This is a genomic window from Micromonospora sp. ALFpr18c (assembly GCF_008868155.1).
GTDB lineage: Bacteria > Actinomycetota > Actinomycetes > Mycobacteriales > Micromonosporaceae > Micromonospora.
Genome location: NZ_WBKR01000112.1, coordinates 1 through 21067, shown reverse-complemented (window position 1 = coordinate 21067; position 21067 = coordinate 1). Strand labels below are relative to the sequence as shown.

Sequence of the window (21067 nt, the reverse complement as noted above, 5' to 3'; positions counted from 1 at the left end):
CGCGGCCGGCGCCGCGCCGGCCGCGGCCCCACCCGGCAGCCCGCCCAGCGCGGTGACCCTGCGCGACAGCCGGGACAGCATCACGCTGCGGTGGACGTACCCGGCCGGCGGCGAGGGTCCGGTGGTCATCGCCGGCGGCCGGACCGGCCAGGACCGCAACGTCTTCGCGACCCTGCCCGCCGGCACCACCACCTACGTCATCTACGCGCTCAACCGCACCAACGACTACTGCTTCACAGTGGCCGTCGTCTGGTCCACCGACACCGTGGCCAGCTCGGAGCAGGTCTGCACGCGCCGCCGCTGACCGGCGTCCGTCAGCGAGGGTCGTCACCGTCCCCGGCCGGCAGCGCCGGCAGCAGCAGGCACACCCGCAACCCCGGTCGCTGGCCGTCCGCGTCGGTCAGGGTGATGCCGCCGCCGGCGCGGCGTACCAGCTCACGCACGATGGCCAGGCCGAGACCGGCACCTCCGTCGTCGCGGGCCCGGCCGTCGTCGAGCCGGGTGAACCGGTCGAAGACCCGCTCCCGGTCGATCACCGGGATGCCCGGGCCGTCGTCGGTCACCGTCACCAGGTGGTACGCACCGGAGGGGGCACCGCCCCGGCCGGTGCCGGCCGGCGGCGTCGTCTCGGCCGCGAGCAGGACGCTGCCGCGCGCGTGCCGGACCGCGTTGTCGACCAGATTGGCCACCACGCGGCGCAACTCGTCGACGTTGCCGAGCGTCCAGAGCAGGCCGGTCGGCGGCAGCACGCGCACGGGCGGCGACGGATAGCGGGCGGCGACCTCGGTCAGCAACCCGCCCAGTTCCACCGGGCCGGTGCCGCGGGCCTGCGGCGCCTCGTCCAGACGGGCCAGCAGGAGCAGGTCGTCGACCAGGCGACTCAGCCGCTCGGTGTCGGCGAGCAGGTTCCCGGTCACCGTCGTCCAGTCGGTCCGGTCGGCGAGCCGCTGGGCCACCTCCAGCTCGGTCCGGATGTTCGTCAGCGGGCTGCGCAGCTCGTGCGCCGCGTCGGAGACGAACGCCCGCTGCCGCGCCCGGGCGGACTCCAACCGGGCCAGCATGCCGTTGAGGGTGACCGCCAGCCGGTGGATCTCGTCGGCCGAGGCGGGCACCGGCAGTCGACCGGTCCCGGCCCGTCCGGTGATCTCCTCGGCTCCCCGGCGCAGCGCCTCCACCGGCCGCAGCGTCGCGCCCACCACCCGCCACGCCACCCCGGCGAGCACCGCCACCAGCAGCGGGAACGCCACCAGCAGGATGACCCGGACCACGTGTGTGCTGTGCCGCACGTCGGCCATCGAACGGGCCACCAGCACGGTCAGCGGATCGGCGGCCGTACCGGCGGGCACGGTGACCACCCGGACCGGCCCGGCCAGCCCGACCCGTTCCGCCGGCACCTCCAGCCGTTGCCGGCGGCCCGGGTCCAGTCGCTGCGGCCGGACCATCGGCACCAGCCGGTCCGCGTCGATGGAGGCGGCCCGGATGCGTCCCTGCGCGTCGATGACCTGGACGCGGACCTGCCCGCCGGCCACCGGCAGCGGATCGGGCAGCGCGTCCTCGGCGGCGAGCAGCGCGACCGCGTCGGCGGTCCGGAACGCCTCGGTGTCGACGGTCCGTTGCAGCACGAAGCCGAGCGCGCCGAGCAGCACCACCCCGCCGAGCGCCAACCCGACCGCGAGGCCGAACACCCCGATCGCCATGAGCCGCCCCCGCAGCCCCAGCACCGGCAGCCGACCCCGCCACGGCCGGCCGGCGCCGGTCATGTCGCCAGCCGGTAACCGGCGCCCCGCACCGTCTCCAGCCGGTCCCGGCCGAGCTTGCGGCGCAGGTAGCCGACGTAGACCTCGACGGCGTTCGGCGCGGTCTCGACGCTGGCGTCCCAGACGTGGTCCAACAGCTCGATCTTGGAGACCACCTGGCCGGGTCGGCGCATCAGGTAGTCCAGCAACGCGTACTCCCGCGCGGTCAGCGTCACCTCGGCGTCAGCCCGGGTGACCCGCCGCCGCGCCGGGTCCAGCCGCAGATCGCCGACCGCGAGCACCGTCGGGCGTTCCGGGGCACCCCGGCGCAGCAACGCCCGCAGGCGAGCCAGCAGCACGACGTACGAGAAGGGCTTGGTCAGGTAGTCGTCGGCGCCGCAGTCCAGGCCGTCGGCCTGGTCGTACTCGCCGTCCTTGGCGGACAGCATCAGCACCGGCAGCCAGTGCTGCTCCGCCCGCAGCCGCCGGACCAGCTCGTAGCCGGAGAGGCCGGGCAGCATCACGTCGAGGATCATCGCGTCGTACCCGCCGTGCCGGGCGGCGTCCAGGCCGGCCGGGCCGGTCGCCGCGACATCCACCGCGAACCCCTCCGCCTGCAACCCGCGTTGCAGGGCAGCCGCCAACCGGGCCTCGTCCTCCACCACCAGCAACCGCACGGCTCAAGGGTGCCACCCGGGTCAATGACCACGGATCCGCGTCCTCAGCACGTTCACAGCCTCGACCGGGCAGGATGATGCGCAGGAGGTGCCACCATGTCCGTTCTGAGAAGCCGTCCCGTCCTGCGCTGGCTGGTTCCGGCGACCGCCGCCGTGGCCGTCATCGGCGGCGGCGCGGCCATCGGCACGTTCGCCGCCGAGGCCGAACCGAGCCTGCCGCCGCGTACCGCCGCCCAGCTCCTGGTCGATCTGCAGACCTCCCGGCTGGAGGGGTTGTCCGGCACCGTCGTGCAGCGCGCCGACCTCGGCCTGCCGCCACTTCTCGGCCTGGCCGGCGGCAACGACGCCACCACCCTGCTGACCGGTACGCACACGCTGCGGGTCTGGTACTCGGGGCCGGAGCGGCAACGGGTCGCGCTGCTGGACACCCTGGGCGAGCGGGACGTGGTCCGCAACGGTCGGGACCTGTGGACGTGGCAGAGCCGATCCAACACCGCCAGCCACCGCACGCTGGGCGACGACGCCGCCGAGAAGCGGGCCCCGGAGGCGGGAACGAACCTGCCGGCCACCCCGCAGGAGGCCGCCGACCTGGCGTTGGGCGCGATCAACCCCAGCACCGAGGTCAGCGTTGGCCGGTCGGCCACCGTCGCCGGCCGGGACGCGTACGAGCTGGTGCTCCAGCCGCGCGACCGCGACTCGCTGGTGCACCAGCTGCGGATCGCCATCGACGCCAGGCAGCACGTGCCGCTGCGCTTCGAGGTGCTCGCCAAGGGCAGCGACCAGCCGGCCTTCGAGGTGGCGTTCACGCAGGTCGACTACCGGCGTCCCGATGCCGACCAGTTCACGTTCAACCCGCCGCCCGGGGTGACCGTCAAGGAGGAGAGCGCCGAGCGGTCCGCCGCCGGTAAGCCCGAGCACGCCGCGCCGACCGGGGACCCGAAGGTACGCGCCGTCGGCTCCGGCTGGACCACCGTGCTGGTCGCCCGCGTCGACGGGGCGCTCGGCGGCAAGCCGGCCGACGCGAAGCCGGCCGGCGACGCACCCGACGTGTCGAAGCTGCTCGGCGGTCTGCCGGCGGTCAGCGGCGACTGGGGCAGCGGTCGGCTGCTCACCGGCAAGCTGTTCAGTGTGCTGCTCACCGACGACGGTCGGGTGCTCGCCGGAGCGGTCACGCCGGAGCGGCTCTACCAGGTCGCCCGCGGCTGATCTCCGCGGTGTTCGCGCCGGGTCGACCTGACGGTCGGCCCGGCGTTTCGCCGTGTGTGGGCCGCGCGTCGGCCCGTCCGGCTTGGTGAGTGCCCGCGGAACGCGCTATCTTCAACAATTCGAGGGCACAAAAAAGAACGGCCTAAAGCCGTTCCTGCAAAGGATTCTAATCTTTAGGGAGACGGCTTGTCAAGGCACTCCGGCGGTTCCGGTGAATTGCCGCTCGACGACGAGATCGGCCGCGAGCAGGAGTACGTCTCGATGCTCTACGACCGGCTGGACGGGCTGCGTGAGCAGGCCGCCAACCGGCTGACCGACGAGCTGCGCAGCACCGGCGGCACCCTGCAGGACCGCTCCCAGCGCGACAGCTCGGTAGCCATGTACGCCGACCAGGTCGAACAGTTCTCCGCCGTGGAGAACGGCCTTTGTTTCGGCCGGCTGGACGGCGACGACGACTCCCGCCGCTACATCGGCCGGATCGGCATCTTCGACACCAGCGGTGACTACGACCCGCTCCTGATGGACTGGCGGGCCCCCGCCGCCCGCCCGTTCTACCTCGCCACCGCCGCCAACCCGCAGGGCGTACGCCGCCGCCGGCACCTGCGGACCCGCCAGCGGAAGGTGACCGGGCTCAACGACGAGGTGCTCGACATCGACACCGCCTCCCCCGGCGCGCACGAGGAGCTGACCGGTGAGGCGTCCCTGCTCGCCGCCCTCAACGCCGGGCGCACCGGGCGGATGCGCGACATCGTCGAGACCATCCAGGCCGAGCAGGACGGGATCATCCGCGCCGACCTGCCGGGCGTGATGGTGGTCCAGGGCGGCCCCGGCACCGGCAAGACCGCGGTGGCGCTGCACCGGGCGGCGTACCTGCTCTACACGCACCGGCGGGAACTCTCCAGCCGCGGTGTGCTGCTGGTCGGTCCGAACGCGACCTTCCTGCGCTACATCTCCCAGGTGCTGCCGACGCTGGCCGAGACCGGCGTGCTGCTGCGTACCCAGGGTGATCTCTTCCCCGGGGTGAGCGCCCAACGGACCGAACCGGCCGCGACCGCCGCGCTCAAGGGTCGGGCCGTGCTGGCCGAGGTGCTGGCGTCGGCCGTACGGGACCGGCAGTGGGTGCCGGACGAGCCGCTGGAGATCGAGGTGGAGCGGGAAGCGCTGACCCTCGACCCGGAGACCGTGCGGGCCGCCCGTGACCGGGTACGCCGCACCGAGCGCCCGCACAACCTGGCCCGGGCGCTGTTCGACGTGGAGATCGTGCACGCGCTCGCCGACCAGGTCGCCGAACGTATCGGCGCGGACCCGCTGGGCGGGGACAACCTGCTCGACGAGGCCGACCGGGCCGAGATCCGCCGGGAACTGCGCGACGAACCCGAGGTGAAGGCCACCCTCGACCGGCTGTGGCCGGTGCTCACCCCGCAGCGCCTGCTCGCCGACCTGTACGCCGACCCGGACCGGATCGCGGCCGCCGCGCCGATGCTCACCGATGACGAGCGGGCGCTGCTGCACCGTGAGCCGGGTGGTTGGACGCCGGCCGACGTACCGCTGCTGGACGAGGCCGCCGAACTGCTCGGCGAGGACGAGCGGGCCGCCGCCGCCCGTCGCGACCGGATCCGCCGGATGGAACGCGAGTACGCCGAGGGCGTCCTCGAAATCGCCCGCGGTTCCCGCTCGATCGACGTCGAGGACGAGGCCGAAGGTGGCGAGATCCTCGGCGTGACCGACCTGATCGACGCCGACCGGCTGCTGGAACGGCAGGAGGAGGCCGACCGGCTCACCACCGCGCAGCGTGCCGCCGCCGACCGGAAGTGGGCGTTCGGCCACGTCATCGTGGACGAGGCGCAGGAGCTGTCGCCGATGGCGTGGCGGCTGCTGATGCGCCGCTGCCCGAGCCGCTCGATGACCATCGTCGGGGACGTCGCGCAGACCGGCGCGCTCAGCGGCACCCCGTCCTGGGCGGAGGCCCTCGCGCCGTACGTGGCGCAGCGGTGGCGGCTGACCGAGCTGACGGTCAGCTACCGCACCCCGGCCGAGATCATGGCGGTCGCCGCCGACGTGCTGGCGGAGATCGACCCGGGGCTGCGGCCGCCGCGCTCGGTGCGGGAGAGCGGCGTACCCCCGTGGGACCGTGCGGTGCCCGACGGGCAGTTGGCGGCGGAGTTGGTGGCGGCGGCCACCCGGGAGGCCGCCGGGCTGGCCGAGGGTCGGCTGGGCGTGATCGTGCCGGCCGGCCGGGTGGACGAGTTGGGCGCCGCGCTGACCGCCGCGCTGCCGGAGGCCGCCGTGGGCGAGCATCCGGAGTTGGAGAGCAGGGTGGTCGTGCTGACCGTCGCGCAGGCCAAGGGTCTGGAGTTCGACTCGGTGCTGGTCGTCGACCCGGACCGGATGGTCGCCGAGTCCCCGAGAGGCCGCAGCGACCTGTACGTGGCGCTGACCCGCGCCACCCAACGCCTGGGCATCCTGCGCCCCCAAACCCAACCCTAACCCCGGCCCTGACCCGGACTCAGCAGTCGATCATGAGGTTGACGTGGAGTGTGATCTCCGATCGCCACGTCAACCTCATGATCACGCGGGGAGGGCGCCGGGGTGGTCAGTCGGTGGCGCGGTCTCGGATGGACTTGGCTGGTTCCGGTGCGGAGGTGGACTGGTCGCTGGTGCCTCCACCCGTCGGGGTGCTCAGACCGCCGGTGGTGGCGTCGCCGGTCGTGGTCGGTGCGACCTTGCCCGGGTGCCGCTCCGGCTGCCGGGCCACCCGCCGCACACTCGCCGGGCCGGCCGTGCCACCGGTCGTGGTCACCGCGCCCTGACCGCCGACGGGGCCGCCGTCGCGCAGCACCTGCGGGTCGATCCGCTCGCGTGCCGGGTCGAACGAGTCGTCACGTTGATTCTGGCTCTCCACATCGGTGCGGGGCACCGTCACCTCATCGAGGGCACCCTCGCCGTACACGCCGCCGGCGATCCGGTTCTCCGCCCGGCGGGCGGCTTCCTGCCGCATGTCGTCCTCACGCACGTCCATCACCTCGCAGAAGCTGTGGAACTGACTGCGTGCCCGGCCACCGGCCGACCAAACCCGCGCCGGCCGGGAGGTCGTCCACCCCGGTTCACCGTCGCGCCGCCCGCTGGCCGCCTGCCCGCCGCCGAAGCTGTCCATGCTGGCCGGCGACCGGTGGGAGACGCCCGCCGGCAGGAGGGGAAGACAGCGTGCGCACAGTACGCCGTACCGCCGTCGCGGCCCTGGTGGCCGCGACGGTGACGACTGGGCTCGCGGTGCCCGCCCAGGCGAAGCCGCGACCGGACCGGACATTCGACGTGCAGGCCCACCGCGGCGGCCTCGGACTGCGGGTGGAGAACACCCTTGCCTCCTTCGGCAACGCCCTCCAACTCGGGGTGAGCACCCTCGAGCTGGACGTGCAGATCACCGAGGACGGCCAGGCCGTCGTCACCCACGACCGCAAGATCAGCGGCGCCAAGTGCGTCGACACCGCCCCCGTGACCGTGGGCGACCCGGAGTACCCGTACGTCGGGAAGTACATCAACACGCTCACGCTGGCCCAGGTGCGCTCGCTGGACTGCGGGTCGAAGACCCTCGCCGACAAGCCCGGCCAGCTCGCCGTCCCGGGTGCCCGGATGCCGCTGCTGCGTGAGGTGTTCGCCCTGGTCAACCGCTACCAGGCGAAGGACGTGAAGCTCAACGTCGAAACCAAGGTGGAGGCCGGCGCGCCGACCGAGACCGCGCCCCGCGAGCAGTTCGTCCGGGTGACCGCGGCAGAGATCCGCGCCGCCGGGCTGCTGAAGCAGGTCACCATCCAGAGCTTCGACTGGGGCGCGCTGATGCGTATGCGCCAGGTCGAGCCGAAGCTGCCGTTGGTCGCCCTGACCAACTACGACTTCCTCCAGACCGGCCAGCCGGGCGCCTCGCCGTGGCTGGGTGGGCTGGACATCGACGACTTCGGCGGTGACCCGATCAAGGCGATCCGCAGCTTCGGCGCCAGCGCCTTCTCACCGGTGCACGGCATGCCGCAGAACGGCACAGTCACCGACCCCGGCTACAAGCCGTACGTCACCAAGGAGATGGTCGCCCAGGCACACCGCTACGGGATCAAGGTGATTCCGTGGACGGTCGACGACCTGCCGACCATGGCCAAGCTGATCGACGACGGCGTGGACGGCATGATCACCGACTACCCGGACCGGCTGCGCGGTCTGCTGGCGCAGCGCGGTTACCGGCTGCCGAAGGCGTACGCCGCGCCGTTCGACATCCAGGCGCACCGCGGCGGTCGGGCCACCCGCCCGGAGAACACGCTGCCGGCGTTCGCGAACGCGCTCGCCAACCGGGCCATCTCCACGCTGGAACTGGACACCGGCGTGACCGCCGACGGGCAGCTCGTGGTGCTGCACGACCGCACCGTCAACGGGTCGCACTGCGTCGACACCGCCCCGGTACGCCCCGGCGACCGGACGTTCCCGTACGTGGGCAAGCCGGTGCACGAGCTGACCCTGGCGCAGCTCAAGACCGTCGACTGCGGCACGAAGACGCTGCCCGAACTGCCCGCGCAGGTGCCCGCCCCGGGTGCCCGGATCCCGACCCTGGACGAGGTCTTCGCCCTGGTGAAGGCGAGTGGCCGCAGCGACATCGGGATGAACATCGAGACGAAGATCAGCCCGGTGGTGAACGACACCGAGCCGTACCGCAGCTTCACCCGCAAGCTCGTCGACGCGATCCAGCGGGCCGGCTTCACCAGCCGGGCCACCATCCAGTCGTTCGACTGGCGCACCATCACGTACGCCCGGCAGCTCGACCGGCGGATCGGTACGGTCGGCCTGGTCTGGCAGTACGGTCCAGCCGAGTGCGCCACCCTCGCCGACGAGTGCTCCCTGGAGGCGGTGTACGGCAACCCGTCGGTGAAGAGCCCGTGGACCGGTGGGCTGGACTGGTGGAAGTACCAGGACCTGGGCAAGCTGACCCGGGCCGCCGGCGCGGGCACGGTGTCGGCCAACTGGCAGGTGCACGACCCGAAGCAGGGCACGGTCGCCTCGGCCGACTGGTACCTGCGGGAGAACCCGGCGTACTTCCACGGACCGGACGTGCGGACCCTTCAGACGCGCTACGACCTGAAGGTGATCCCGTACACCGTCGATGACGCGACGGTGATGCAGCGGGTCATCGACCTCGGTGTGGACGGCATCATCACCGACGACCCGGACCTCCTGGTGAGCGTGGCGATCCGCAACGGCCTGCGCTGACGCGCCGACCCGACCGCCGGCCGGACAGATTTTCGGCCGGCGGTCGGTGTTACCTGCTCAGCGGCCTCGGGTAGTCGGGGGGTGTCCCCGCCGTGAATGCGAACCGTGCCGTGGCCGAAACGCGGTAGCGGGGCGAGGGAATGCAGGTACGACTCATCGCATCCTGAGGAGGACCAGATGAGCACGCAGGCTGCTTCCACCCGGCCGATGAACCGGCCGATGAACGACCCGCAGAATCCGGCGATGATGCGGGACACGCAGCAGATGCCGGCCATGCGGGACGGGCACCGAGACCCGATGCCGTCGCCGGGTACGGAGACCAAGCAGGCGTTCCTGACGACGGAATTCTGGGTCTACGCCGCTGCGGTCGCGCTCGTGGTGATCTCCGCTTTCTGGAAGGGCACCACGGCCAACGGGCTGAACATCAACGACCCGAACCGTGCGTGGCTGTTCCTGACCATCCTGACCGGTGGTTACCTGGTCAGCCGTGGTCTGTCGAAGGCCGGCTCCGCGCGCCGGTCCGGCAAGGAACGGAACATGCGAGGGCGCTGACGCGTCGAGCGTGAACAGTGGCCTCCGGGAGACTTCTCCCGGAGGCCACTGCTGTCGCGTGTGGACTGCTTACTCGTCGCCGCCGAAGTCGCCGAAGTCGCCCTCGAACGCGTCCTCGATCATTTCCCCGGCGATCATGCCGCCGGCGACGCCGAGCGCAGCGCCGGCCACCATGCCGCCCATGCCGCCGTGCCCACGGCCGTGACCGTGGCCGTGGCCGTACTGCGAGCGCAGGCTGCCGTAGCGCGACGTGGTCTCGCGCAGCCAGCCGTCGACGACCTGCGCCCAGTCGACCCGGTCGACGTCAGCGTGCGAGACCTGGAACCGACCGAAGGCGTCGTGCCCGGCGCTGAGGAAACCGCCACGCTTGTCGCACTCCAGGATCACATCGACGCCGCGCTGGCTGGTCACGAAGGTCAGCTCGACCTCCCGGACCGTGCTCGCGTACTGCGGGGACGCGAAGAACTCGATCTCCTGGTAGAACGGCAGCGTCTGCTGGACACCCTGGATGCGACCCCGCTCCAGGTCGGCGTGCTTGAACCGGAAACCGAGGCGCTGGAACGCCTCCAGGATCCGCTCGTGCACCGGCAGCGGGTGCACCGCCACCTGGTCAAGGTCGCTCTTGTCGACCGCGCGGGCCACGGACAGCTCGGTACGCAGACCCATCGTCATGCCGTGCAGGCGCTGGCCGTACACGTCGGTGATCGGCGTCTCCCAGGGCACCGGCAGCCGGAACGGAATCGACAGCTGCTGCTTGGGGGCGAGCTCGAACGCGCCGCTGACGCCCATCCGGTGAAACTCCATGGTGCCCGCGTACTCGGTGTCGTGTCCCTCGACCTCGACGCGGGTGACCAGGCCGATCACCACCTGCTCGATGGCCGCCGGGGCGTCACCGCCGACGAGGTTGACCTGCCCGTCGAGGGTCAGGCCGGGCCGGGTGTTGGGGTTGGTCAGCACGGTGTCCACACTCGGACCGCCCACGCCGAACGCGCTCAACATCTTCTTGAAGACCATCGAAACTCCTGTGCGACGCCGACCGCTCCAGGCTGGAGTCGGACGTTGACTCGACCGGCACCCTATCCAGCACCCCTGTGAGGTGGCTGTGAAGCGCCGCGCCCCGCGTTCCGGCCCTTGATCGACTCGGGTTCCTGGAAACCGGGGCATCACCACGACCGGGACACCCCCGGTTCCAGCGAACCCGAGTCGATCAGCGTCGCAGATCCTCGATCGCCAGTTCGGCCGCATGGTCCGGGTCGCCGCCGGCCCGACTCAGCAGCCCGTCCGCGAACCAGTGGCCGGCGATGCCCGATCCGTCGGTGACGTCGAGGTACAGGCCGAGGTCGCAACGCTCCCCGAAGACGGTGACCTGCAGATCGGGGCGGCGACGATGGACGGCGTCGAGGAGCCGCCACACCGACTCGTCGCGCTGGCCACGGCACACCGGGTCACACTCGCGCAGCGCCTCGGCGACACCGGCCGCGGTGGGATCGAACCCGTCCAGCAGCGGCAGCAACGACGGGTCCGCCAGGTAGGCGGCGGCCTGGAAGGTGAACGTGTGCACCGCGTCCTGGGCGAGCAGCCCGCGTACCAGTGGAAGCGCCCGCACGTCCCGTCGCCGCGCCAGCCCTCGGGCGCCTTCCGCGCGTACCTCCGGGTCGACGTCGTGGGTGCGGTCCCACACTGCCCTCCGGACGGCGTCGCCGTCGGCGGTGCTCGCCCAGCCCAGACCGAAGGTGGCCCACTCCCGCACCGTCGGGTCGGGATCCGCGCACAGGTCGATCAACACCGCCGCGCCGGCGTCGGCCGGCGGGTCGTCGAGGACCGCCGGCACCGCGACCGCGACCTGGAACCGTACGTCGCTGTCGGCGCTACTCGCGAGGGTGACCAGGGTCGACAGGGCGCGGGGATCGCAGGTGGCACCCAGGGCCCGCGCGATCGACCAGTGCACCTCGGGATCGGCCTCGGTCGTGGCCAGCGAGATCAGGGCCGTCGCGGCGTCCCGGCGCAGGTCGTCCCCATGCACGTCACTCGCGAAGCCGAGCAGGTCGCAGGCCGCCGCGCGCACCACGCGGTCCGGATCGGCGAGGTGTCCGACCGCCAGCCGGACGGCCGCCAGACCCGAGCCGGCCGCCTGCCGAAGCAGCTCCGAGCCGTCGTCGTAGTCGCCCTGCTCGACGGTCCGACGCAACTGCCGTACCGCCCGGCCGAACAGGTCCGCGATCTCATGCGCCTCCACGCCCGGGATGGTGCCCGCCGGCCAGGTCTTGATCAACCCGATATCGCCGATGTGGCGGTATCACCGTGACCGGGACACCCCCACTTCGGCGATGTCGAGTCGATCACGGATCGGTGCGCGCGAACGTGCCGTCCTTGACCCCGTTGACGAACGCGGTCCAGCCGCGGGCGCCGTAGAGGAGAGTCGCTGCCGCGCGGTCCTTGCTGTCGCGCACCGCCACTCGACCTGACCCGTCGAGAACAGGCCCCGCCTCGACGCAGCTCCCGCCGTTGCTGTTGCTCCGAGTGCTGATGTGCCAGGCCACGGATGGCAAGGCTTCGTTCATGGCAGTTCCTCCGTGATCGTCGCGATCAGCTCGGCCGCCTCGCGCTGATCGAGCGCGACACCCTGGAGGCGATGGTACGCAAGCGCATAGCGTTTCGACTTCGGAGATTCCATGAATCGGCGTCCGCCCAGGGTCTCGGCATAGGCGACCTCGGGATACGGCTTGGGCATCCGGAAGAGGACAAAGGAGCCGTCAAGACCGGCATGCAGGCCGACCCTCGATGGCAGTACACGGATGTCGATGTTCCGCTGCCGCATCAGCTCGGCGAGGTGTTGCAGTTGGCCGCGCATCACGTCAGGGCTTCCGACCGGTCGACGAAGAACGCCTTCGTCGATGATCGCCGTTACGCGAACGGCAGGCTCGCGAGTTAGCACACGTTGACGGTCGATCCTCAATTGCAGCCACTTGCTCACCGAGAAATCCGTTGCCTGCTCGCCCTCCGCGTTGCGGATCACTGCCTCCGCGTAGGCCGTCGTCTGCATCAGTCCCGGCATCAGGAATGCATCCCACGAGCAGATGTGCTCAGCCCTCGTCTCCAACCAGGGGAAATCGATGAAGGAGGCATCCACCAACTCGTCGTAGTCGTCGTCCCACCGATCCGTCCGCCAGGCATCTTCGGCGAGCTGAATGAAGCGGCTCCGCTCGCGTCCGTCATGCTCGCCGTAAAGATCGAGCAGCGACACGACGACCCCCCGGCGGAACGGCCACTCGGCACGCTCCCAACGGGCGATCGATGAGAAGTCCCGCTCCAGGAATTCGCCCGCCTGCTTGAGGGTGATGCCGCGCTGTTCCCGCAACTGCCGCATCTGCTGGCCGAGCCACTGTGCGCGCAATGTCTGGACGAACGATTCACGTCTGCCGAGCATGGGTCCCCTCTCATGACGTCCCTCATGACGAACTTCGTTGGTGTCGTTGCACCAATACCGAGGCCACTGGAAGCGTGGCCTGCGGGTGAGGGTGATCGCCGGCCCCCGGGGACGCCCGGTGCAAACACGGCAACCGCGGCTGTGCCAACAGCCGAGAAGGTGACGAGAGACGGCCTCGCGAGTGGCAGTCGCATACCGGCTCTCGTCGGGTCTCAACTAGAGCGTCGGGATATGCGAATCCCGGCTCCGAACCGACTTGACGAATAACTACCACGGCGAAGGGCGCCCTCGCGACCCTGACCCGCCCATCGGTCGACGACGCGTGAGGTGATGAATGACCCGAGGCACGCTCTACGACGGCACGCTGCACGGCGGCGCTCGGCTGGCCCGGCTGCACCCGAGCCAGGTCCGCGACCGGCAGTTCACCGTGGTCGGCTTCGGCCGGCGCGGGTTGGACCCCCAGGAGGTACGGCGGTTCCTGCACCGCGTCGCGCTCGACCTGGCGACGCTGCACCACGATGTGGCCCGGCTCAGCGAGGAGAACGCCCGGGTGAAGCGGGCGCTGCGCGACTGGCAGAGCGCCTGGTCCGAGCGGCGTCAACCGTGAGCCCGGGATGGGAGCACCAGTACAGCGGGCTTTTCACGCCGTTGCCCCGGTTCGCCGTCGAGGCGTACACGGAGCGGCCCTGGCATGTCATCCACCTGCCGGTGGCGGTCACCGACCTGGCCGGGGCACTGGACCTGGCGCGGACGCTCGCCCGTGCACTGGCCTCCACACCGCAGGTCGACGTGGGCGGCATCACCGTGTCGGCCGAGGACGCGCAGCACGTACGCCACTGGGTCTTCTGCGACCGGATCATGCCCGGTCGCCGCCGCTGCACCCTACCGGCCGACCACCCCGGCCCCTGCCAGCTCAACAACGACCCCTAGGCCCGCGCGCCCCGGCAAGATCCGCTCAGTTTCCGGGAAACTGCTGCCTCCAGGACGCTTGAGGGGCCAGTTTCCCTGTTCTTGTTCGGATCATGGCCCGAGTTCGGTGGCGAGAGGGCGCGCTGGCGCAGGACGATCCCATCGTCTGGGTGTCCTACGTGCCACTCCTCCCCCTTGCCCTGCTCCTGTTCACCGGGCTGTACCTGTTCGCGTTGCCGTACCTCAGCAAGCGGAGGCAAGCCGGGCGGCCGAGATGAGTGGCGTCATGGCTCCACGATGACCAACTCGCCGACCTGTTCGCCGATCGTGGTGCGCGCCTCGGGCGGCAGCCCTCGATCGGTGATCAGCACGTCGGCGGCTTCCAGTGGGGCGATGGTGGCGATGCCGATCGTCTCCCACTTGGTGTGGTCGGCCAGCACCACGAGCCGGCGGGCGGCCCCGATGAGGCAGCGGTTGACGCCGGCCTCCAGCAGGTTCGGGGTGGTGAAGCCGGTGCGTGGGCTGAGCCCGTGCACGCCGAGGAACAGCAGGTCGACGTTGAGCGCGCTGATCGCCGCCTCGGCCACCGGGCCGGTCAGCGCGTCGGACGGGGTACGGATGCCGCCGGTCAACACGACGGTCTGGTCGGCGCGCGGGTTCTGATAAAGAGCGTCGGCCACCGGGATCGAGTTGGTCACCACGGTCAGCCCGCGTACGTCGGACAGGAGCGTGGCCAGCGCGGCCGTGGTGGTGCCGGCGGACAGCGCGATGGCCATCCCCGGCTCCACCATGCGCGCCGCCCGCTCGGCGATGGCCCGCTTCTCCTCCTGCTGGCGGATCGACTTCGCGGCGAAGCCGGGCTCCTCGGCCGAACCCGGCCCGGCGAGGGTCGCGCCGCCGTGCACCTTGTCGACCAGGCCGCGTTCGGCCAGCACCTCCAGGTCACGCCGGATCGTCATGTCGGACACGCCGAACCGGCTGACCAGGTGACTCACCCGCACGCCGCCACGCTGGCGGATCAGATCGAGAATCGCGGTCTGCCGCTGCTGGGCGAGCATCTGAGGAACCTCCTTCGCGCCGTGACTGCCGTGCGGATCAGACCCGATCCTCACGGACGACCGCCACCTCACCGGCCGGCACGGTCAGCTCACCGGCACACCGCGCCCCGGTCAACAACTCGACGCCGGCCGCCGGGATTCGTACCTCCGCCTCGGTGTGGTTGATGACGAACAGCCAGGTCCTCTCACCGTCGCGCCGCCGTACCACCTCCACGCCGGAGGGCGCCGGCGCCGCCGGACGGACGCCGGCCTCGTCGACGAGCCGGGCGACCAGCCGGTCGGTGGCCGGCTCGTCCAGCCGGGTGCCGACGTACCAGGCGGCGCCCGCGCCGACCCGGTGCCGGGTCAGCGCCGGGACGCCCGGCAAGGGCCCATCGGTGTACGACGCCAGCACCTCCGCGCCGTCGGGGTGCAGCCATTCGGTCCACACGTCGGCGACGCTGCCGTCGTCGAGGCGCACCTGCTCGCCCTCGCGCAGCGGGAAGAACTCCTCGGTCCGTACGCCGAGCAGCTCGCGGAACGCGCCCGGGTAGCCGCCCAGCCGGATGTGGTCGTTCTCGTCGACGATGCCGCTGAAGTAGGTGACCGCGGCGGTGCCGCCGGCCTGCACGTACCGGTGCAGTGCCTCGGCGTCGACGTCGCGGACCAGGTAGAGGGTCGGTGCCAGAACGAGGCGGTAGCCGCTGAGGTCGGCCGACGGGTGGACGATGTCGGCGGTCACGCCGGCTCGCCACAGCGCGCCGTAGAGGGCGGCGAGCCGGTCGGTGTAGGTGACGTCGACGCTGGGGTGTGAATCCAACTCGACCCCCCACCACGCCTCCCAGTCGAACAGGATCGCGACGTCGGCGTCCACCCGGCTGCCGCGTACCTCCGCGAGGGCCTTGAGGTTCGCACCGAGCTGGCAGACCTCGCGGAAGACCTTGGTGTCCGGGCCGGCGTGCGGCACCAGCGCGGAGTGGAACTTCTCCGCGCCGGCCCGGGAGGCGCGCCACTGGAAGAACAGCACCCCGTCGGCGCCGCGGGCGACGTGCGCCAGGCTGTTGCGGCGGAGCTGCCCGGGAAGCTTCGCCACGTTGCGCGGCTGCCAGTTGACCGCGCTGGTGGAGTGCTCCATCAGCAGCCACGGGTCGCCGCCGGCGACGCCCCGGGTGTGGTCGGCGGCGAGGGCCAGGCCGAGCTGCGCCTGCGGGTCGGCGGCGGTCAGGTAGTGGTCGTTGGAGACGAGGTCCACATCGGGGGCCCAGGAGTGGTAGTCCATGTGCTTGATGTCCATGCCGACCATGAAGTTCGTGGTCACCGGCTGGCGGACCATCGTCTTCAGCAGCTCGCGTTCGGCACGCAGTTGGGCGCGCTGCTCGTCGGAGGAGAAGCGCAGGAAGTCCAGCTGCTGGGTGGGGTTGGCGATGGCCGTCACCGTGCGCGGCGGGTTGATCTCGGCCCAGTCGCCGTAGCGCTGGCTCCAGAAGGCGGTGCCCCAGGCGTCGTTGAGCCCGTCGAGGTCGCCATAGCGTTCCCGCAGCCAGCCGCGGAACGCCTCGGCGCTGACGTCGCAGTAGCAGTGCACGTTGTGGCAGCCCAGTTCGTTGGAGACGTGCCACATGACTACGGCGGGGTGATCGGCGTACCGGCCGGCGACCGCGCGTACCAGCTCCAGCGACCGCTCGCGGAACACCGGGGAGCTGGGGCAGTACGCCTGCCGGCCGCCCGGCCAGAGGATCGTGCCGTCGGCCCGGCGGGGCAGGGTCTCCGGGTGGGCGCGGGCCAGCCACGGTGGCGGGCTGGCGGTGGCGGTGGCCAGGTCGACCTGGATGCCACCGTCGTGCAGGAGGTCCAGGACCCGGTCCAGCCAACCGAACTCGAACCGGCCCGGGGTGGGCTCCAGCAGTGCCCAGGAGAAGATGCCGACGGAGACCAGGTTGACCCCGGCCCGGCGCATCAGCTCGATGTCCTCGGACCAGGTTTCCTCGGGCCACTGCTCGGGAGAGAGCCGGACGTTCTTCCGGGTCGTCTTCCCGGTGCTACGGCCGATCAACATCATCGTTCTGGTGGTGACGGTGATCGAGTCGCTGCGCGCGTTCGACCTGGTCTGGGTGGTGAACAAGGGCCGCAACGGGCTGGAGCTGATCTCCGCGCTGGTCACCCAGAACGTGGTGGGTGAGGCGAGCCGGATCGGCTTCGGCTCGGCACTGGCGACGATCATGTTGGTCGTCTCGCTGGTCTTCATCACCCTCTACCTGGCGACCGTGATGAGGGAGAACCGGCAATGAGCACCGACATCCCGGTCCGCCGCCGCACGCTCACCCCACTGCGGCTGCTGCTGCACGGCTTCCTCATCGTCGTCTCACTCGCCTGGCTCTTCCCGATCGCCTGGGCGGTGCTGACCTCACTGCGCTCGTACGAGTACACCGCCGCCAACGGCTACGTCTCGTTCGGCGGCTGGACCTTCGACAACTACGTCACCGCCTGGCGGACGGCGGAGTTCGGCAAGCACTTCCTCAACTCGGTGTACATCACCGTGCCGGCGGTGCTGCTGACGCTCTTCCTCGCCTCCTGCGTGGCGTTCGTCATCGCCCGGTTCAGCTGGAAGCTCAACCTCGTCCTGCTCGGGATCTTCACGGCGGCCAACCTGCTGCCCCAGCAGGCGCTGCTCATCCCCCTGTTCCGGGTGTTCACCGAGGTGCCGCTGCCGGAGTTCATGAGCGACTCGGAGCTGCTCTACGACAGCTACTGGGGCCTGATCCTGATCAACGTGGCCTTCCAGTGCGGTTTCTGCGTCTTCGTGCTCAGCAACTACATGAAGGCGCTGCCCCGCGACCTGTACGAGGCGGCGATGGTCGACGGGGCGAGCATCTGGCGGCAGTACTGGCAGGTCACCATGCCGCTGTGCCGGCCGGCCCTGGCCGCGCTGGCGACGCTGGAGGTGACCTGGATCTACAACGAGTTCTTCTGGGCCACCGTCCTGATGCGTACCGGGGACAAGTTCCCGGTGACCAGCTCGCTCAACAACCTGCGCGGTGAGTTCTTCACCGACAACAACCTGGTCTCGGCGGGCAGCGTGCTCGTCGCGATCCCCACCCTGGTGATCTTCTTTATGCTCCAGCGGCACTTCGTTCGGGGCCTGACCTTGGGAGCCTCAAAGGGATGACGATCCTGCACCTGCGCCGCGCGCGGACCAGCCTGGTGCTCGACGCGCGCGGCCCGGGGCTGCCCCGGGTCGTGCACTGGGGCGGCGACGTCGGCAACCTCGACGACGACGGCCTGCGCCACCTCGTCGACGCCACCGTGCCACCGGTGGTGCCGAGCAGCTTCGACGAGCCGACCGTGCTGTCCCTGCTGCCGGAACTCAGTGCCGGCTGGAGCGGCCGTCCCGGGCTCGCCGGACACCGCGACGGGCGGGACTGGTCCACCGCGTTCCGGCTGGACGGTCTCGACGTCGACCAGCCCGCCGACACTGCGGCGCTGGTGACCGTACGGGCGTCGGACCCGGCCGCCGGGCTGGCCCTGACCATCGAGATCGCCCTGGACCCGTACGGCCTGCTGACCATCCGGCACCGGTTGCGCAACGACGGCGACAGCGCGTACGAGCTGCGGGAGTTGACGCCGGTGCTGCCGGTGCCGGCGGTCGCCACCGAACTGCTCGACCTGACCGGGCGCTGGTGTCGGGAACGCTCCCCGCAGCGGCACCCGTGGCAGCAGGGCGCATGGGTCCGCGAGGGCCGGCACGGACGTACCGGACACGACGCCACCCTGCTGCTGGTCGCCGGCACGGCCGGGTTCGGTTTCGGCCACGGCGAGGTCTGGGCGGTGCACACCGCCTGGAGCGGCGACCACGTCACGTTCGCCGAGCGCCGCCCGACCGGCGAGTCCACCCTCGGCGGTGGCGAGCTGCTGGCACCCGGTGAGGTCCGGCTCGGCCCCGGCGAGTCGTACGAGACTCCCCTGCTCTACGCCGTCTGGTCCGACGACGGGCTGGACGGGCTCAGCGACGTACTCCACTCCCACCTGCGGGCCCGGCCCGGCCACCCGCGTTCCCCCCGCCCGGTAACCCTCAACGTGTGGGAGGCCGTCTACTTCGACCACGACCTGGACCGGTTGCGGGCACTCGCCGACCGGGCCGCGCAGATCGGCGTGGAACGGTTCGTCCTCGACGACGGCTGGTTCCGCGGCCGGCGCGACGACACCGCCGGGCTCGGCGACTGGTACGTCGACGAGAGCGTCTGGCCGGACGGCCTGCAACCGCTCATCGACCACGTCACCGGCCGGGGCCTTCAGTTCGGTCTTTGGGTGGAGCCGGAGATGGTCAACCCCGACTCCGACCTGTTCCGCGCACACCCCGACTGGCTGCTCGCCGTACCGGGCCGGCTGCCACCGGCCTGGCGCAACCAGCAGGTGCTCGACCTGGGCCGCCCCGAGGCGTACGACCACCTGCTGGAACGGCTCGACGCCCTGCTCAGCGACCATCCCGGCATCAGCTACCTCAAGTGGGACCAGAACCGGGACCTCACCGAGGCCGGGCACCACGGCCGCCCCGGGGTGCACGGGCAGACCCTGGCGGTCTACCGCCTGTTCGACGAGCTGCGCCGGCGCCACCCGGGCGTGGAGATCGAGAGCTGCTCGTCCGGGGGCGCCCGGGTGGACCTGGCCATCCTGGCCCGCACCGACCGGGTCTGGGCCAGCGACTGCAACGACGCCCTGGAACGGCTCAGCATCCAACGCTGGACCGGGCTGCTGCTGCCACCGGAGCTGGTCGGCACGCACATCGGTCCGGAGCGCTCGCACACCACGAACCGCGTACACGACCTGGGTTTCCGGGCGGCCACCGCGTTGTTCGGCCACCACGGCATCGAGTGGGACATCGCGTCGATCAGCGCCGCCGAGCAGACCGAACTGGCCGCCTGGGTGGCGCTGCACAAGCGGCTGCGTCCGCTGCTGCACGCCGGGCGGGTGGTCCGGGTCGACCATCCGGACCCGGCCGTCTGGGCGCACGGCGTGGTCGCGGGCGACGCAACCCGAGCGGTGTACGCGGTGGCGCGGCTGGCCACGTCGGTGACGCAGACCCCGGGCGCGGTACGACTGCCCGGCCTCGACCCGGCCCGGCGTTACCGGGTACGGCCGGTGGCGGACGTGCCGGTGCCGGCGACCATCGACCGGTCCGCGCCGACCTGGCTGGCTGCCGGCGTCACGCTCACCGGGGCGGCGCTGGCCCGGCTGGGCGTGCAGCTGCCCGCCTTGCACCCGGAGCAGAGCCTGGTCCTGGAGGTCACCGCGATCGGCTGAGAATTTTTTCGGCCGGGGTTTGGGGTAGGTGTGCGGGCTGCCTTTGACGTTGATGCCGTAGACGAATCACCCACTACGCGCCCCCGTGAGGGCCTAGGCCGGGACGGATCCGATTCGTTTGCGGCATCAACTCCACAGGGGCCGGATGACACACGTCGGGCCTGCGCGGACGGTTCGCCGTGGTGCGGGTCGGCTTCGGGCGACGGCACTAGCCTGGGCACCGACGGTTTCACCGACCACGAAGGCCGAGGGGCGTATGGCGTACGTGCTGCTGGGGATCGCCATCGTCGCCGAGGTGCTGGCGACCAGCCTGATCAAGAGCACCGCCGGGTTCACCCGCCTCTGGCCGACGCTGGGATGCCTCACCGGCTACGCGTTGGCGTTCCTCCTGCTGGCCCAGGCCGTCAAGGAGATACCGGTCGGTGTCGCGTACGCCCTCTGGTCGGGTCTGGGCACCGCCGCGATCGTCGCGATCGGGGCGGTGTTCCTGGGCGAGTCGGTCGGGCTGGTGAAACTCACCGGCATCGCGTTGATCATTGCTGGGGTGGTCATCGTGAACCTGGTCGGAGAACACTGAACGACGGCAGGCGCTGGTGGCCGGGTGTGCCCGGCCACCAACCCGTCGTTCAGCTCGGGGTGCAGCTCACCTCCGGCTTGGTGTTGCTGCCGGTCCAGCCGCCGATGAAGCCGAAGCTGACACTGGCTCCGGCCGCGAGTCGGCCGTTGTAGTCCACGTTGCGCGCGGTCACCGCGGCTCCGCTGCTGGTCAGCGTCGCGTTCCAGGACTGGCTGACGCTCTGGCCGTTGGCGAAGGTCCACCGCGCGGTCCAGCCCGTGATGGCGCTGGCGCCGGCGGTCACCCGCACCTCACCCTGGAAGCCGCCCTGCCACTGGTTGACCACCGTGTACGCCGCCGTGCAGCCACCCGTGGGTGGAGGCGTGGTGGGTGGAGGCGTGGTGGGTGGAGGCGTCGTGGGC

General features: G+C 71.3%; 21 protein-coding genes and 1 pseudogene. 12 read left to right on the top strand and 10 right to left on the bottom strand.

Annotated elements, in window-relative coordinates:
* Nucleotides 1-304: pseudogene (locus tag F8271_RS19625) on the top strand (tetratricopeptide repeat protein); the annotation flags it as partial.
* A 10-nt stretch (nucleotides 305-314) separates the two neighbouring features.
* Here the strand turns inward: F8271_RS19625 and F8271_RS19620 are convergent.
* Both F8271_RS19620 and F8271_RS19615 read right to left on the bottom strand, forming a co-directional pair.
* Nucleotides 315-1697: a cell wall metabolism sensor histidine kinase WalK gene (locus F8271_RS19620; protein WP_151491221.1), complete on the bottom strand. Its 1383-nt coding sequence runs from the start codon at nucleotides 1695-1697 to the stop codon at nucleotides 315-317.
* A gap of 59 nt (nucleotides 1698-1756) precedes the next feature.
* Nucleotides 1757-2413: a response regulator transcription factor gene (locus F8271_RS19615; protein WP_151491219.1), complete on the bottom strand. Its 657-nt coding sequence runs from the start codon at nucleotides 2411-2413 to the stop codon at nucleotides 1757-1759.
* 96 nt (nucleotides 2414-2509) lie between these two features.
* Here F8271_RS19615 and F8271_RS19610 point away from each other — a divergent pair, with 96 nt between their 5' ends.
* Complete coding sequence (locus F8271_RS19610) at nucleotides 2510-3619, top strand: sigma-E factor regulatory protein RseB domain-containing protein (protein ID WP_151491218.1); 1110 nt, start codon at nucleotides 2510-2512, stop codon at nucleotides 3617-3619.
* Between the two features lie 261 nt (nucleotides 3620-3880).
* Nucleotides 3881-6106, top strand: coding sequence for an AAA family ATPase (locus F8271_RS19605; RefSeq protein ID WP_192580366.1), 2226 nt, complete (start codon nucleotides 3881-3883; stop codon nucleotides 6104-6106).
* 106 nt (nucleotides 6107-6212) lie between these two features.
* Here the strand turns inward: F8271_RS19605 and F8271_RS19600 are convergent, their stop codons facing one another.
* On the bottom strand, nucleotides 6213-6632 hold the full coding sequence (locus F8271_RS19600) for a hypothetical protein (protein ID WP_151491216.1): 420 nt from the start codon (nucleotides 6630-6632) through the stop codon (nucleotides 6213-6215).
* A gap of 191 nt (nucleotides 6633-6823) precedes the next feature.
* On the opposite strand from F8271_RS19600, the gene F8271_RS19595 reads away from it, so the two are divergent.
* Both F8271_RS19595 and F8271_RS19585 read left to right on the top strand, forming a co-directional pair.
* On the top strand, nucleotides 6824-8866 hold the full coding sequence (locus F8271_RS19595) for a glycerophosphodiester phosphodiesterase family protein (protein WP_151491215.1): 2043 nt from the start codon (nucleotides 6824-6826) through the stop codon (nucleotides 8864-8866).
* Between the two features lie 264 nt (nucleotides 8867-9130).
* Nucleotides 9131-9418, top strand: coding sequence for a hypothetical protein (locus F8271_RS19585; RefSeq protein ID WP_192580365.1), 288 nt, complete (start codon nucleotides 9131-9133; stop codon nucleotides 9416-9418).
* A 69-nt stretch (nucleotides 9419-9487) separates the two neighbouring features.
* On the opposite strand, the gene F8271_RS19580 is transcribed toward F8271_RS19585, so the two are convergent.
* From F8271_RS19580 to F8271_RS19565, 4 genes are all read right to left on the bottom strand, one after another.
* Nucleotides 9488-10432, bottom strand: a complete 945-nt coding sequence (locus F8271_RS19580; RefSeq protein ID WP_151491213.1) for a sporulation protein — start codon at nucleotides 10430-10432, stop codon at nucleotides 9488-9490.
* A gap of 193 nt (nucleotides 10433-10625) precedes the next feature.
* Entirely contained in the window at nucleotides 10626-11654 is a 1029-nt protein-coding gene (locus F8271_RS19575) for a HEAT repeat domain-containing protein (RefSeq protein ID WP_192580364.1), read from the bottom strand.
* A 103-nt stretch (nucleotides 11655-11757) separates the two neighbouring features.
* A complete protein-coding gene (locus F8271_RS19570) occupies nucleotides 11758-11979 on the bottom strand; it encodes a DUF397 domain-containing protein (RefSeq protein WP_151491211.1) in 222 nt (73 codons plus the stop codon).
* Complete coding sequence (locus F8271_RS19565; protein WP_151491210.1) at nucleotides 11976-12845, bottom strand: helix-turn-helix transcriptional regulator; 870 nt, start codon at nucleotides 12843-12845, stop codon at nucleotides 11976-11978. The genes F8271_RS19570 and F8271_RS19565 overlap by 4 nt, the downstream gene beginning before the upstream one ends.
* Nucleotides 12846-13179: 334 nt before the next feature.
* On the opposite strand from F8271_RS19565, the gene F8271_RS19560 reads away from it, so the two are divergent.
* The 3 genes from F8271_RS19560 to F8271_RS32480 all read left to right on the top strand — a co-directional run bounded on the left by F8271_RS19560 (nucleotide 13180) and on the right by F8271_RS32480 (nucleotide 14032).
* Nucleotides 13180-13452: a DivIVA domain-containing protein gene (locus F8271_RS19560; protein ID WP_151491209.1), complete on the top strand. Its 273-nt coding sequence runs from the start codon at nucleotides 13180-13182 to the stop codon at nucleotides 13450-13452.
* Between the two features lie 41 nt (nucleotides 13453-13493).
* On the top strand, nucleotides 13494-13775 hold the full coding sequence (locus tag F8271_RS19555; protein WP_151491220.1) for a hypothetical protein: 282 nt from the start codon (nucleotides 13494-13496) through the stop codon (nucleotides 13773-13775).
* 92 nt (nucleotides 13776-13867) lie between these two features.
* Nucleotides 13868-14032: a hypothetical protein gene (locus F8271_RS32480; protein ID WP_192580367.1), complete on the top strand. Its 165-nt coding sequence runs from the start codon at nucleotides 13868-13870 to the stop codon at nucleotides 14030-14032.
* Nucleotides 14033-14038: 6 nt separating this feature from the next.
* Here the strand turns inward: F8271_RS32480 and F8271_RS19550 are convergent, their stop codons facing one another.
* A complete protein-coding gene (locus F8271_RS19550; RefSeq protein ID WP_151491208.1) occupies nucleotides 14039-14812 on the bottom strand; it encodes a DeoR/GlpR family DNA-binding transcription regulator in 774 nt (257 codons plus the stop codon).
* A 37-nt stretch (nucleotides 14813-14849) separates the two neighbouring features.
* The gene (locus tag F8271_RS19545) at nucleotides 14850-16850 is read right to left on the bottom strand and encodes a beta-galactosidase (protein ID WP_225854633.1); all 2001 of its coding nucleotides are present in this window, start codon (nucleotides 16848-16850) and stop codon (nucleotides 14850-14852) included.
* A 7-nt stretch (nucleotides 16851-16857) separates the two neighbouring features.
* Here F8271_RS19545 and F8271_RS19540 point away from each other — a divergent pair, with 7 nt between their 5' ends.
* The 4 genes from F8271_RS19540 (at nucleotide 16858) to F8271_RS19525 (ending at nucleotide 20666) form a co-directional block, all read left to right on the top strand.
* Nucleotides 16858-17079, top strand: a complete 222-nt coding sequence (locus F8271_RS19540) for a hypothetical protein (protein WP_225854632.1) — start codon at nucleotides 16858-16860, stop codon at nucleotides 17077-17079.
* On the top strand, nucleotides 17076-17957 hold the full coding sequence (locus F8271_RS19535) for a carbohydrate ABC transporter permease (RefSeq protein ID WP_151491206.1): 882 nt from the start codon (nucleotides 17076-17078) through the stop codon (nucleotides 17955-17957). Before F8271_RS19540 ends, F8271_RS19535 begins: the two co-directional genes overlap by 4 nt.
* Nucleotides 17954-20089, top strand: a complete 2136-nt coding sequence (locus F8271_RS19530) for an alpha-galactosidase (protein WP_151491205.1) — start codon at nucleotides 17954-17956, stop codon at nucleotides 20087-20089. Before F8271_RS19535 ends, F8271_RS19530 begins: the two co-directional genes overlap by 4 nt.
* Before the next feature lie 256 nt (nucleotides 20090-20345).
* Nucleotides 20346-20666: a multidrug efflux SMR transporter gene (locus F8271_RS19525; protein WP_151491204.1), complete on the top strand. Its 321-nt coding sequence runs from the start codon at nucleotides 20346-20348 to the stop codon at nucleotides 20664-20666.
* A gap of 49 nt (nucleotides 20667-20715) precedes the next feature.
* Here F8271_RS19525 and F8271_RS19520 read toward each other — a convergent pair.
* On the bottom strand, nucleotides 20716-21067 hold a 352-nt coding region (locus F8271_RS19520), incomplete at its 5' end, for a cellulose binding domain-containing protein (protein ID WP_192580363.1).

What these genes read in the sequence shown, in the direction of transcription:
- F8271_RS19580 (WP_151491213.1), bottom strand. Translation starts at nt 10,432, where the DNA reads ATGGTCTTCAAGAAGATGTTGAGCGCGTTCGGCGTGGGCGGTCCGAGT.
- F8271_RS19605 (WP_192580366.1), top strand. Translation starts at nt 3,881, where the DNA reads ATGCTCTACGACCGGCTGGACGGGCTGCGTGAGCAGGCCGCCAACCGG.
- F8271_RS32480 (WP_192580367.1), top strand. Translation starts at nt 13,868, where the DNA reads ATGGCCCGAGTTCGGTGGCGAGAGGGCGCGCTGGCGCAGGACGATCCC.
- F8271_RS19570 (WP_151491211.1), bottom strand. Translation starts at nt 11,979, where the DNA reads ATGAACGAAGCCTTGCCATCCGTGGCCTGGCACATCAGCACTCGGAGC.
- F8271_RS19610 (WP_151491218.1), top strand. Translation starts at nt 2,510, where the DNA reads ATGTCCGTTCTGAGAAGCCGTCCCGTCCTGCGCTGGCTGGTTCCGGCG.
- F8271_RS19565 (WP_151491210.1), bottom strand. Translation starts at nt 12,845, where the DNA reads ATGCTCGGCAGACGTGAATCGTTCGTCCAGACATTGCGCGCACAGTGG.
- F8271_RS19535 (WP_151491206.1), top strand. Translation starts at nt 17,076, where the DNA reads ATGAGCACCGACATCCCGGTCCGCCGCCGCACGCTCACCCCACTGCGG.
- F8271_RS19620 (WP_151491221.1), bottom strand. Translation starts at nt 1,697, where the DNA reads ATGGCGATCGGGGTGTTCGGCCTCGCGGTCGGGTTGGCGCTCGGCGGG.
- F8271_RS19525 (WP_151491204.1), top strand. Translation starts at nt 20,346, where the DNA reads ATGGCGTACGTGCTGCTGGGGATCGCCATCGTCGCCGAGGTGCTGGCG.
- F8271_RS19560 (WP_151491209.1), top strand. Translation starts at nt 13,180, where the DNA reads ATGACCCGAGGCACGCTCTACGACGGCACGCTGCACGGCGGCGCTCGG.
- F8271_RS19585 (WP_192580365.1), top strand. Translation starts at nt 9,131, where the DNA reads ATGCCGGCCATGCGGGACGGGCACCGAGACCCGATGCCGTCGCCGGGT.
- F8271_RS19530 (WP_151491205.1), top strand. Translation starts at nt 17,954, where the DNA reads ATGACGATCCTGCACCTGCGCCGCGCGCGGACCAGCCTGGTGCTCGAC.
- F8271_RS19545 (WP_225854633.1), bottom strand. Translation starts at nt 16,850, where the DNA reads ATGATGTTGATCGGCCGTAGCACCGGGAAGACGACCCGGAAGAACGTC.
- F8271_RS19550 (WP_151491208.1), bottom strand. Translation starts at nt 14,812, where the DNA reads ATGCTCGCCCAGCAGCGGCAGACCGCGATTCTCGATCTGATCCGCCAG.